The sequence below is a fragment of the Lacticaseibacillus absianus genome (genome assembly GCF_013407595.1).
GTDB classification, from domain to species: Bacteria; Bacillota; Bacilli; order Lactobacillales; family Lactobacillaceae; genus Lacticaseibacillus; species Lacticaseibacillus absianus.
The window spans coordinates 33,333-45,328 of the sequence record NZ_JABEKX010000001.1; the positions used below are offsets into that span (position 1 = coordinate 33,333).

At 64.3% G+C, this 11,996-nt stretch carries 9 protein-coding genes and 1 pseudogene; all 10 read right to left on the reverse strand.

Annotation, left to right across the window (positions count from 1 at the left end):
• Positions 1–53 precede the first annotated feature (53 nt).
• On the reverse strand, positions 54–1,517 hold the full coding sequence (locus HII33_RS00160) for a glycoside hydrolase family 1 protein (protein ID WP_179393778.1): 1,464 nt from the start codon (positions 1,515–1,517) through the stop codon (positions 54–56).
• Entirely contained in the window at positions 1,501–3,390 is a 1,890-nt protein-coding gene (locus HII33_RS00165; RefSeq protein ID WP_179393779.1) for a beta-glucoside-specific PTS transporter subunit IIABC, read from the reverse strand. Before HII33_RS00165 ends, HII33_RS00160 begins: the two co-directional genes overlap by 17 nt.
• A 177-nt stretch (positions 3,391–3,567) precedes the next feature.
• The gene (gene licT / locus HII33_RS00170; RefSeq protein ID WP_179393780.1) at positions 3,568–4,404 is read right to left on the reverse strand and encodes a BglG family transcription antiterminator LicT; all 837 of its coding nucleotides are present in this window, start codon (positions 4,402–4,404) and stop codon (positions 3,568–3,570) included.
• A gap of 288 nt (positions 4,405–4,692) precedes the next feature.
• The gene (locus HII33_RS00175) at positions 4,693–5,691 is read right to left on the reverse strand and encodes a DUF4179 domain-containing protein (protein ID WP_179393781.1); all 999 of its coding nucleotides are present in this window, start codon (positions 5,689–5,691) and stop codon (positions 4,693–4,695) included.
• A complete protein-coding gene (locus HII33_RS00180) occupies positions 5,684–6,214 on the reverse strand; it encodes a sigma-70 family RNA polymerase sigma factor (protein ID WP_179393782.1) in 531 nt (176 codons plus the stop codon). Before HII33_RS00180 ends, HII33_RS00175 begins: the two co-directional genes overlap by 8 nt.
• 233 nt (positions 6,215–6,447) lie before the next feature.
• On the reverse strand, positions 6,448–7,986 hold the full coding sequence (locus HII33_RS00185) for a multicopper oxidase family protein (protein WP_179393783.1): 1,539 nt from the start codon (positions 7,984–7,986) through the stop codon (positions 6,448–6,450).
• A 165-nt stretch (positions 7,987–8,151) separates the two neighbouring features.
• Entirely contained in the window at positions 8,152–9,993 is a 1,842-nt protein-coding gene (locus tag HII33_RS00190) for a hypothetical protein (protein WP_179393784.1), read from the reverse strand.
• Positions 9,994–10,108: 115 nt separating this feature from the next.
• Positions 10,109–10,732 carry a sugar O-acetyltransferase gene (locus HII33_RS13725; protein WP_246287277.1) on the reverse strand — a complete coding sequence of 208 codons (624 nt, stop codon included), beginning with the start codon at positions 10,730–10,732 and terminating at the stop codon, positions 10,109–10,111.
• Between the two features lie 75 nt (positions 10,733–10,807).
• Positions 10,808–11,284 (reverse strand): annotated as a pseudogene (locus HII33_RS13930) (LbetaH domain-containing protein); the annotation flags it as partial.
• A gap of 150 nt (positions 11,285–11,434) precedes the next feature.
• Entirely contained in the window at positions 11,435–11,995 is a 561-nt protein-coding gene (locus HII33_RS00200) for a ferritin-like domain-containing protein (RefSeq protein WP_179393786.1), read from the reverse strand.
• Position 11,996: the final 1 nt, after the last annotated feature.

Consider the following 11,996-nt stretch of genomic DNA (forward strand, 5'->3'; position numbering starts at 1 on the left):
AGACAGGCACGCCAGCGGCGTGCCTGTCTTTGGTTCATTCGCGGTTCATCGCGTTACTCGCTCACCGCCGGTCGCGCTGCTTCGGTCAGCGCGACCGCCCCGTTGCTCGCGATCACCTCGCGGTACCACGCGGCGGAATCCTTCGGCGTTCGGTCGAGCGTGCCGTCACCGTTGTCGTCACGGTCCACATAGATCAGACCGTAGCGCTTGGCCATCTCGCCGGTCCCGGCTGAGATCACGTCGAGTGCGGTCCACAGCGTGTAGCCGAGCAGGTCGACGCCGTCTTCTTCGATCGCCTGGTGCATCGCAACGATGTGCGCCCGGAGGTAGTCGATGCGGTACGGATCGTGCACCGCGCCGGCTTCCAGCGTGTCCACCGCCCCGAGGCCGTTTTCGACCACGAGCAGCGGCAGCTGGTAGCGCTGGGTCAGGCGGTTCAACGTCAGGCGCAGGCCATCTGGGTCGATCTGCCAGCCCCATTCCGAGGTCGCCAGGTACGGATTTTTCTCCCCCATGATCAGGTTGCCTTCCCCGTTATCGGTGCCCGAGGCGGACGCACAGGCGCTGGCGTAATAGGAGAACGAGTAAAAATCGACAGTCCCGGCGCTTAGCGTGGCGGCGTCTTCCGGTGTGACGGCCAGCGTCACGCCCATTTTCGCCAGGCGGGCCTTGGCAAAGGCTGGGTAAGTGCCGCGCGCCTGGACGTCCCCACAGAAGTGGTTGAACCAATCCATGCGCGCCTGCGTCGCCAGCACATCGGCGGGCTTGGGTGTGCTCGGATAGGTCATGCCATAGGCGAGCATACAGCCGATCTGGTTGGCCGGATCGATCCGGTGCCCGGCGCTGACGGCCTTCGCTGAGGCGAGGAACACCTGGTGCAACGCCTGGTACTGCTCAGTCGCGTCGCCGGTGGCGAAGAAGTAGTCGGCCTGCGCCGCCGCGCGCAGCCCGAGGCCGATCAGCCGCCCGGCGCTCAGCGTGCCGAAGTTGATCTCGTTGAACGTCAGCCAGTAGCGCACCAGCCCCTTGTAGCGGGTGAAGCAGGTCTCGGCGTAGCGCTCGAACAGATCGATCACGCGCCGGTCCGCGAAGCCGTTATAGGCGGTGACCAGGTGGTACGGCATCTCGAAGTGACTGAGCGTGACCAGCGGCTCGATGTTTTGGGCGCGCAGCGCGGTGAACACCCGCTCATAGAAGCGCAGGCCGGCCTCGTTCGGCTCGTCGTCGTCGCCATGAGGGAAGATCCGGCTCCACGCGATGGACAGGCGCAGGCACTTCAGGCCGATCTGGCCGAACAGTGCAATGTCTTCTTCGAAGCGGTGGTAGAAGTCCACCCCGGTGTGCGACGGAAAATAATCCTCGAGGTTCAGCTCCGCCACGAAGCGGCGTGGTTGGGTGCGGCTACCCGCGGTCAAGTTTTCGGCCACGCTTGGGCCTTTGCCATCCTCATCCCACGCCCCTTCACATTGGTTGGCGGCCAGCGCGGCCCCCCAGAGAAACTCATTCGGAAACGGCATGGGCACTGACCTCCATTGCGTCTTGGGTGTTGGCGATCAGGGTCAAGAGCGGCGCGCCCGCCGTGATCGTCGCGTCGTTCGTCAGCTCGGCGATCACATCAAGGTAATCGCCCGTGTTGGTCACGACCATCGGGGTCACCATCGCGTAACCGGCGGCGCGGATCGCCGCCAAGTCGAGCGTCGCCAGCAGGTCGCCGGCCTGCACGTGCTGGCCGGCTTCGACAGCCACGTCGAAGTGCTCACCGCCCAGCTGGACGGTGTCCATCCCCAGGTGAAGCAGGACCTCCGCCCCGGTGTCCGTGATCAGACCGATCGCGTGCTTGGTGGGAAAAACCGTCATCACCGTCGCGTCGGCTGGCGCCACCACGCGGCCGTCTGTCGGGTCAATTGCGATCCCTTCGCCCAGCGCCCCACCGGCAAACGCGCCGTCTTGCACGTCGCGTAGCGGTACGAGCTGGCCGGTCATCGGGCTAGTCAACACGGTATCACGTTCCAACCGCGACCCGCCCGGCAACGCGGCGTCTTCGATCGCGTTAGTGACCGGATCATCTTGGTACATCACATAAGCGGCGATGAACGTCGGGATCATGGCCGTCGCCAGGCACAGCCCGGCGAACATCAAGTCGCGGCTCGCGTTTTCGGTGCTGAGCATGCCCGGGATCGCGAAGATCCCCATGCCGCCCATGCGGTAGGTCACCAGACCCAAGCCGCTGCTGAGTGCGCCGGCCAGCCCACCGCCGATGCAAGAGAGCACGAACATCTTCATGCGCGGCAGCGTCACCCCGTAGATCGCCGGTTCCGTGACCCCGAAGATCCCGGAGATCCACGCCGGCAGCGCGATACCCTTGAGTTTCTTATCCCGCGACTTGAGCCAGATCGCGATCACGACCGCGGTCTGTGCGAACGAGACCCACATGATCGGCGTCAGCAAAGCGGTCGGTTGCCCTGCCGCCAGCGGGATCATCGCCATCACGATCAGCATCATGTGCACGCCGAACATCACCAGCAGCTGCCAGGTCGCCCCGAGCACCAGCCCGGCGAGGATCGGGCTGAAGCTCATCAGGGCTTCGATCCCTTGCGTCAGCACCAGCGACACGAGGTTGGCCGCCGGACCGATCAGCATGAAGCCGAGCGGGACGATCACCAGCAGCGTCAGCATCGGGACGACGAAGGTCTTGATCACATCCGGGATCACCCGTTTGAGCCAGCGCTCAAGCGGTGCCGCCAGCGCGACCATCAAGATCACCGGCAGGATCGTCGAGCTGTAGGAGGCGTTGAAGTTCATGCCCCAGAAGTTCAGATCCACGCCGTTGACCGTCGGGTGTAGCAGGGCCGCCCCGATGATCAGCCCAAGGAATGGCGTCATGTTGAACTTTTTGGCCGCGTTGAAGCCGATCACGACCGGGAAGAAGTAGAACGTCGCGTCCCCGATCGCGTTGAGCAGGATGTACGCGCCGGACTTGTCCGTCAGCGCACCGGTGATCATCAGGATCACCGCCAGCCCCTTGATCATCCCCCCGGCGCACATGACCGCCAGGGCTGGCATCATGATGCCGGAGATCAGGTCGATCACCCGGTCACCGAATTTCATCTTCTTCGGGGCATCGCCCCCGGTCCCGGTCTCGATCCCGCCGACGCGCACGACTTCTGCGTACACATCCGGGACGTGGTTGCCGATCACCACCTGGTACTGGCCGGCGGACTGCATCACCGTCACCACACCGGCCATCGCCTTGAGGGCGTCTGTATCGGCCAAGCGTTCGTCTTTGAGCTTGAAGCGCAGGCGGGTCACACAGTGGGTGAGCCCGAGGATGTTCTCCCGGCCCCCGACCCGCGCAATAATGTCTGTGGCTAATTGATCATACTTTGTCATGATAGTGCCTCCTGAAAGAGTTTTCTTTCCGAAGGTTTGGCCAACTGAATGTAACCATCCAACGATCTGACAAAAACACGCGGCCTGGGCCGACCGCAGTGGGCCCAGGCCCTGTGCGCGGATGCGCGCCAGTTCAGTCGGCGCACATCTACGCTAATCTCGGGTCCCCCGCCCTAGTCACTGGGCGGCCTGTCGGTACACCAGCCGTTCGATGTGCAGCGTCAAGTACGCGCACTCCGCCGGCGTCACGGTGTACCCGTAACGCCCCTGAAGAAACCGACTGATCTTCTGGGCGCAGCTCGCCGGCGCCAAGTAGCGCTGGTTGATCAGCTCGAGCAGCCCCGCATCCACCGTCGCCATCGCCTCGCTGCGGCACAGCCGCTGAGCGAAGAATTTTAGGTGCGTGATGAACCGGCTGTAATCCGGCGTGGTGCGGTCCGGTTCGAAGTGAAAATGGTGGCGCACGATGTTCAGGGTCTCCTGCATCAGCTGCGTGATCTTCGCGGCATCTGAGCCCTCACTGCCAGTCTCCGCGTTGACCAAGTGGAACGCGATGAAGCCGGCCTCATCCGCCGGTAGCGTCACGTTCAGCTTCGCCTGCACCAGCGCCAGCGCCGCCACCCCGACCCCAAATTCACGGGGGTAGAACCGCTGCGTCTCCCACAGCATGACATTCGGGACGCTGGCACCGGCCTGCGCCCGCTGGACCGCCGTGTACAGGTGGTCCGCCAGCGTCAGCACCGCGCCGGAGTGCAAGTCGAGCCCTGCCTGGCGCGCCTGCGTCAGGATCTGCCCGGTCAGCTGCAGGTAGATATAGGGGATCTCCGCCAGCAGCTGCGCCAAGGCAGCGGTGCTCTTCGTCTGCAACGTGAACGTCTGCGTGACGACCGCGTCTTGGATCTCATCACCGGGACGCTTGCCAAAAGCCAGGCCGCGCCCCGAAACGATCTGGTCACGCCCCTGTGCATCCCGCACAATGGCGATGTTGTTGTTCAGGACTTTATGGATCCTCATGCAAGCGCCCCCTCACTAGTGTGCCCGTCCTTGCGCGCCAAGGACGGGCTGAATAAAGCGGTTCCACGGAACAAATTAAGCATAGCAGACCGCGCCGCGCCGACGCAACCAAGTTGATGTCTGACGTTAATCATTACGATAACGTCACACTGATACGCGGCCTACATCACGGTGCCCGCACACGCCTCGCGCTGGCGTCAAAAAGACCTGACCGCCTTCTCGGCCGTCAGGTCTTCGTCATCTCGTCAACCAGCCCACATCAGTCCGCTAACCGTCGCCTTGCCCCGTTCAAGGGACCAAGACGAGCGTTAAGGCCACCCGCTCGTCGTGCTGGCCACCAACCGGCGTGTACCCGAACGTGACTGTGTACGCTTGCCCGCTGACGAGGGCCTGCTTCAACGGCAGGGTGTTGACGGCCCCGGCGTCATGCACCACCAACCCATCGCGCCGGTCGATCAGGTCGTGGCCTGCCGCATCCTTGAGCGCCACGATCTCGGCAACCGGTTCGTCACGCTGCCGATCGACGGTCATCCGGTAGCGCAGCGCCGCTCCGTGTGCGTCAGTCGTCATGGTGAGCGGGGTGAACGTCACCCCGGCGGCCCCGGTCGCAAGGCCCTGCTGTCCGAGTGTCGTCACGACCGGGGCGGGCTGGTGCAACTTCAAGTTGAACGACCACCGACCGGCGACCGGCCCGATGTGTGTGACGTGTAGCGGCAGCGTTAGCGCACTCGGCGTCGGCGCCGCGGTCACGTCGTACCGTAACCGGAAGCGGTAGCCCGTCTTGGTTGCCTGAAAATCAGACGACACAAGCGATACCGGCGTCGCGCCGGTATCGCCGACCGCCAAGGAAAGCTCGTCTTCCCCGTTCATGTGACGCTGCGCCGCGGTCATGCCGGTGATCTCCCCGGTCACACCCACAGTCGCACCGGCGTAATACGCCTCGGTCAGGTGCACCGTGAGCCCATGTGACGTCACAGTTTGATTCAGCCCCTTGGCCACCCCCGTCACGTGGAAGGTGTTGAAGTGATCCCGGTCGCCGTGCAGCAGGTAGAAGCTGGACAGCCAAGCCGCGTTATCGAAGGCCTGGCCGACCACTGGATTGAACGCCGCCAGTCCCGCAGTCCCCAACATTAAGGCCGCCGCCGCGGCCAACAACTGCTTGCGCAGTCGGTGCGGCAATGGGGCCGCCTTCACCCCACGTGTGATCGCCGCGGCCACGGCAGCGCGTGGTACCGGGATCTGGTCGAAGCGGTCGTGCATAACTTGGCGATTCGATCGATCAGCCATAGTAGTCTCCTCCTAGTATTGTTTTGAGTGCCGCGCGTCCCCGGCGCAGCCGGGTCTTGATCGTCGCTTCCGGCGTGTTGAGCAAGCGGCTGATCTCGCGGATCGGCAGGTCTTGGTAATAAAATAACTGCAGGGTCTGGCGGTACTCCGCCTTGAGTTGCGTGAACGCCGCCAGCAGGTCCACATGCTGCTCGAGGTCTGCCGGCGGCGCCGGGGCCTGCTCCCCGACGGCCAGCGTCGGGGTCTCACTGGCCCGCAACGTGTAGACGCGTTGCGCCTGCCGGATCAGGATCCGCGTGAACCAGGTGACAAATAGCGCCGGCTCGCGCAGGTGCCGCACGGCCACCACCGCCTGCGTCGTGGCCTCTTGCAGACACTCTAAGGCGTCCTGTTCGTTGCCCACGTACAAGTAAGCGGTCCGGTACAGATAGTCCCCACGCCCCGCCAACAGTCGCTCCAGCGCAGTGCGGTCCCCGCGCACCGCGCGCTTCGCCAGCGACAATTCGTGCGCCGTTAGTGTCATAAGCCCCCTCCTTTCGCCCCATTAGTGGCCGGTTTGGGCCCAAAAGTTTCACCCCCGCCCAATTATTACCGCCTTGGTCGCTAAGCTCAGCTTAGCGACCAAGGCGGAGGCCGTCAAAGGGGCCGTTGATTATTGCCCGGGCAATAACCAGCGGCGGTTACGCACGCCAAAAATCGCGCCACGCGGCAACCAAAGTTGCGGCGTGGCGCGATCGTCATGTCCGGTGTCGCTGACTACATCTCCATCCCCATCTCGTGGTAGGCGTCCATCCCCGCCATCCACAAATCGGCCGGATCGATCCCGCGCTCCGTGGCGAAGGCCTTCATCAGGGTATCCATGTCCATCAAATGGTAGTGCGGCATCGGCCTGTTCGGGTCGTAGGTCTGGATCTGCGCCATCATGCCGCCATCCTCGTGTTCGATAATGTGGCAGTGGTACATGTAGACGCCGGGCAGGTCGAAGCGGACCAGCAGCCGCACGGTCTCACCGGGGTTGACGCCGACTGTGTCCTTGTAGCCGTGTTCGTTGGGGTACGGGGCGTGGCCATTGCGCGAGACGACCAGGAACTGGGTCCCGTGCACATGGAATGGATGGACCATGCCGCCGTGCATCGTGTTGGTGTTGGTGACGTCCCAATACTGCGCCAGGCCGACCGGCTGTGTCGCGTCGATGCGCTGCATGTTGAACTTCTTGCCATCCAGCATCACTTCCTCGTCCATGCCACTCATCACGATCTGGCGGATCGGCGTCGTCGCCGCGACTTGCGGGGCATGGATCGTCAGCAGGTGGGCCGGCAGCGGCGTGGTCGCCGCAGCGAAGGCGTGGATACGGAAGGTCACGATCGGCACGTCGTCGCTGTACAGGCGCACCTCATCGCCGTCGTGGTAACCGGCAAAGTCCAGCACGACCTCGGCGCGCTCCGCGCAGGTCAGCATCAGCTTGGTCAGCCGAACCGGCTCGGGCAACAAGCTAGAATCTCCGGCGATCTGGGTGAACGGCAGGTCGTCGCTCAGGTGCAACCGCCATTCCCGCCGGTTGGCCCCATCCAGCAGGCGCAAGCGCAAGCGCTGCGTGGTGACGTCGAAGACGGGATTGACCGTCCCGTTGATCATCGCCGTCGGCCCCTGCACGCCGTCCGGATCGTAGTCGGCGCGGTAGTCCCACTGGTTATCCGCGTGGAAGCGGCGGTCTTGCAGGACCAGCGGGATATCATCGACCCCGTACGTGTGCGGCAATGGGAGCTGGTCCTCGTGGTCGTCCTTGACGATCACCATCGTCGCCAGCCCGTGCCAAACCTGCTCGGCTGTGCTCGGACACGGGTGCGCGTGCAACCACGTCGTCGCCGCCGGCTGGTCGAGGGTGAAGTCGATCTGTTTGCTTTCGCCCGGATAGACCGGGGCGTGACACCCGCCATCGACATAGGGCCCGCTGACCGCCAAGCCGTGCCAGTGGAACGTCGTCAGCTCCTTGAGGTGGTTCTGGAGCGTGACGTGAATGTGCTTCCCGACCCGGTAGACGATGGTCTGCCCCAGCAGACTGGCGTTATACCCCCATGTCCGGGTCTTCGCCCCCGGCAGGATCTGGGTCTCACCAGCCATGGCCGTCACCGTGTACCAGACGTCGGTCTCCGTCTCCGCATCCGGCTGCAGTAGCGGCGGGATCGCCAGCGGTTGGGCCGGGGCCGGATCGACGACCAGCGGCACGTAGCCGCCATCATGGGTATTGAATGCCGGTTCATCAAAAAAGTAATCCGTAAACAACTCGTTTGCCATTGTGTGCGCCTCCCCTTTTTACCCCTCCAGTTTACCACTTCAAGGATTAAATGGTGGGCAATTTAGGCTCCCCCTACTTAGAAGGGCGGGAACAGACAAAGGCCGCCGCACCTTGATCGGTACGGCGGCCTTTGTCGGTTATCGTGCGCTCATCCAGGGACCCGCCTACTTCAGCGCCGCGTTCCCCACTTGGCCGACGACGCTGCCTTGCGCGTCCGCCACACGGGCGGTGAAGGTCAGCTGGTCGCCAGGCTGGATGAAGCGGGCGAGTGGGTCAGTCTTGGTGCTGACCGTGTAGACCACGGCCTGACCCTGGAGCAGGAAGCTCATCGTGTCACCGCTCAGGCTGATGCGTTGCACGGTGCCGGTCACGGCCCGTTTCTTACCGGTCGTGGCGCTGGCGGTCGGGTCATCCCCGAAGAGGCTGCGGTACTTGGCCAGCGCGGCGTCCGCGCTGTCGCCGGTCGCCACAGTGCTCTGGGTGCCGTTGCCGCTGGCGAGCAGGTAGACATAGCTGCGGAAGGCGTTGGACGAGTCAAGCATGGAGACGACCCAGGTCGGGCGCCCGTCGATCCGGTAGAGCATCGGCATCTTCGGCTTCCAGCCGGTCTGCTTCATCATGTCCTTGGCCAGCTTCTGCGCCCGGTCCGGCGTCATCGCATCATGGTGCTCCCGGTAATAGTAGGTCTTACCGGTCGCGGCATCGGTGAAGGTATAGCCCATCACCGACGTCTGGGTCGACTTGGCCGAGGTCAGCGCCTGCTGGTAGTAGATCTGGCCGTCGTACATCACGGGCGTCACGTCATTGTCATTGCCCTCAGTGCCGGCGCCACTGACCGCGATCATCACGCCGGTGCGCGCACCGCCGAAGCCGTTGGCGTTCCACCACCCGTTACGTTCGCTGCCCCACGCGGCGACCTGGTCGCTGGCCGTGGTCGGATCGATCGCGACGTCCAGCCAGGCCGGTTTTTGACTCAAGTTCTTATAGAACTTCAGCTTGCCGGTCTCCGCATTCAGGGTCACGACCGCCTTGTGGCGAAAATCCTGGCGGTTGGTCACGCCGTAGCGCCGCACTAAGGTGGCGACGTAGTACGGTGTGCCATCGGTCGCAATCTCCAGCTGCGGCGCGTTGGCCATCAGCACGTACCCGGAGTTGGCCGTCGCCGCGTACATCAGGCGCTTGGCGTCCTTACCAAAGTACGCTGCCGGGGTATACCGCATCGCTTTTTTAACAAACTTCGGCGCCGCAGACTTGCTGGTCGCGTCCACGGTGAAGTAACCATCGACCTGCTTGTAGCGCAGGTAGCGGAAGAAGCTGCCGTCAAAATCGAGCGGGGCCACGTACACCAGCTTGCCGTCGTTGATCTGCGCGCGCACGTGCTTGACCTCGTAGACGTTAGCGTTCGGGATGTTGCTCAGCGAATTGTTGACCTGCGTCAGGACCGTCGCTGGCGCGTTGACCACTGGGGCCTGTGCCTTCTGGCTCCCGACGACCGGCATCGGCGCCTTGCTGGTCGAGTCGCGACTGACCACCGGGGTCGCCAGCGCGATCTGCTTGGCGTCGACGATCCCCATCACGGTGAACACGCCCCACGCAACGACCATCAGTGCCACGCCCAACCCGGCCAGCTTGGCGAACTGCCGCCCCATCTTCGTCGGCTTAGCCGGCTGCTTGGGGGTGACGTCCTGCCGGTCTTTGGCGTGCTTACCCGGCTGGGCGAACTGCCGCCAATCGACGCGGACCGGCGACCCGGCATTGGCGGCCACGACCAGTGCCATCACCACCAGGCTCAGCAGGTTGCCCAACACCGTGGTCGCCAGACTCGGCTCCGGCAGGGTGAAGTACAGCCACCCCGTCGCCAGCACGAACAGCCCCAGCGTCTCGACCGCTAACGCCAGTGCCCGTCGGCTGCGCTGATGGCTTGCCAGCGCCACAACGCCGAGCAGGCCCACGACGACCCCTGCCGCCGTGAAGCGCAGGGTGATCCCCAAGAATAATCCCAACATGTATGCATTCCTCCATTATGTACGGGCGTCGCCGCCCTAGACCATGTGGGTAGTATGGCCCACCGGCGGCTGTCTGCGCATCGGGCGCAAGGCGGACTTGTCTCGGCGCGCCGCGTCAGTCCTGATGGGGGATCGCGGCCCAGTCGATCTTGCGGTCCTTGAAGTAGTACTCGCGGTCGTGGGCATTGACTGGCCGGAGCACCTTGCACGGATCACCCACCGCAACGACATTGTCCGGCAGGTCGCGCGTCACCACGCTCCCGGCGCCGACCACGACGTTATCGCCGATGGTCACCCCGGGCAGCACGATCACCCCGGCCCCCAGCCAACAGTTACGGCCGATGCGCACCGGCATGTTGTACTGGTACCCGCGCTCGCGCAGGCTGGGGTCGACCGGATGCCCAGCTGTCGCCAGCACGACATTCGGGCCGATCATCGTGTAGTCGCCGACGTAGATCGGCCCGTCGTCGACCATCGTTAGCCCGTAGTTGGCGTAGATCTGTCGCCCGAAAAACGCGTGGTGCCCGCCCCAATTCGCGTGCATCGGCGCTTCAATGTAACAATCCGGGCCGATCGCCCCGAACATCGTCGTCAGCATCTCGCTGCGGCGCGCCTGCTCAGACGGCAGCGTCTGGTTGTAGCGCGCCTGCAGATCCTGCCACTTCAACTGCTCTGCCATCAGCGCCGGATCGCTCGGCACGTACAAATCCCCGTTACGCAAAACATCATCCATGTTCATCTCTCCTTTATTCCAGTCGCGGCTCGGTCGACCGCCGACAACGCACCCGCTGGGCAGATCATGGGTGACCACGCTGCCCGGGGCCACCCAGACCGAATCGCCCACCGTCACGCCTGGCATCACCGTCACGCCGGCGCCTATGACACAGCGGGCCCCGATCGTGATCGCCTGGTTGTGCACCCAGCCCGCCTCGCGCAGCGCCGGCCACACCGGATGGCCCCCAGTCGCCAGCGTCACGTTGACGTCCAGCACCGTGTCGGCCCCGATCGTGATCGGCCCGTCGTCGACCAGCATCAGGCCGGCCCCTGCACGGACGCGGGCGCCCAGCGTCACATGCGCCAACCCCCAGTTCGCGTGCACCGGACTGCTCAGCGTGCACCCCGGGCCCGCCGCCGCGCACAGCTGCGGCAGCTGCACCGCACGCGCCGGGTCGCTCGGCGCCAGCGCATTGAAGCGTGCCAGCGCGTCTTGCCGCGCCAGTTGCGCCGTCAGCATCGTGGGGTCGCTCGGCCAGTACAGCGCGCCATTGGCTAGTTCTGCAAAGTCATCCATCACGTCACCTCCCCGCTAGTGTAACCGATATCACGGTTCAGGAGAAGGGCCAGCGCAAGCGGATCCAAAAAGGGGACTTGACCAACGTCTCGTCCCCTCATTCATGCACGCTGCGCCCACCAACCTCGCAGGCCCCAAGGCCGAGCGCGGTCAGTCGTCGTCTTCATCCTCATCGACCTCGACGAGCCCTTCCCAGGCCGTCTTGCCAAGGAAGGCCTGGAGCTTGCGGGTCGCCGCGTTGTTTGCGCCGCGCAACCCGGTCAGCCAAGCGGCCATCGCGGGGCGGTCCTCGCGTTGGGCGAGCTTGATCGCCCGGTCGATGAACAGGTTGGCCGTCGTGAAGTCATGGGCCGTCGCATCGACGACGGTCGCCGCATCGGCGTACTTCAGCCGTGGATCCTCGGCGATCTTCGTGTAGGTCGTCAGCTCCTGGACCGTGGCGGGCGGCAACTCGTTTTCATCCAGCAACAGGCCACCGAGCGCGTCGATCTGCGTGCGGTTGGTGGCGATCAGGTCGGTGTAGACTTGCTGGAGCGCGTAACTCTGTGGCCCGTGGACGAACCACAGCGCCTGGTGGAGCTTGACGTCCATCACCCAGAGGTTCGCGAGGATGTGGCCGGTCATCGCGCCAGCGGTCGGCTTGTGGTGGTCCGCGTCGGCCTTGGCGACTTCAGCTTGGTACTTGGCCTCGAGTTCTGCTTGTGTTGGCATC

Excerpts from the sequence above, each read along its gene's own strand:
- HII33_RS00175 (WP_179393781.1), bottom strand. The coding sequence starts at position 5,691 with ATGGCTGATCGATCGAATCGCCAAGTTATGCACGACCGCTTCGACCAG.
- HII33_RS00165 (WP_179393779.1), bottom strand. The coding sequence starts at position 3,390 with ATGACAAAGTATGATCAATTAGCCACAGACATTATTGCGCGGGTCGGG.
- licT (WP_179393780.1), bottom strand. The coding sequence starts at position 4,404 with ATGAGGATCCATAAAGTCCTGAACAACAACATCGCCATTGTGCGGGAT.
- HII33_RS00160 (WP_179393778.1), bottom strand. The coding sequence starts at position 1,517 with ATGCCGTTTCCGAATGAGTTTCTCTGGGGGGCCGCGCTGGCCGCCAAC.
- HII33_RS13725 (WP_246287277.1), bottom strand. The coding sequence starts at position 10,732 with ATGAACATGGATGATGTTTTGCGTAACGGGGATTTGTACGTGCCGAGC.
- HII33_RS00180 (WP_179393782.1), bottom strand. The coding sequence starts at position 6,214 with ATGACACTAACGGCGCACGAATTGTCGCTGGCGAAGCGCGCGGTGCGC.
- HII33_RS00185 (WP_179393783.1), bottom strand. The coding sequence starts at position 7,986 with ATGGCAAACGAGTTGTTTACGGATTACTTTTTTGATGAACCGGCATTC.
- HII33_RS00200 (WP_179393786.1), bottom strand. The coding sequence starts at position 11,995 with ATGCCAACACAAGCAGAACTCGAGGCCAAGTACCAAGCTGAAGTCGCC.
- HII33_RS00190 (WP_179393784.1), bottom strand. The coding sequence starts at position 9,993 with ATGTTGGGATTATTCTTGGGGATCACCCTGCGCTTCACGGCGGCAGGG.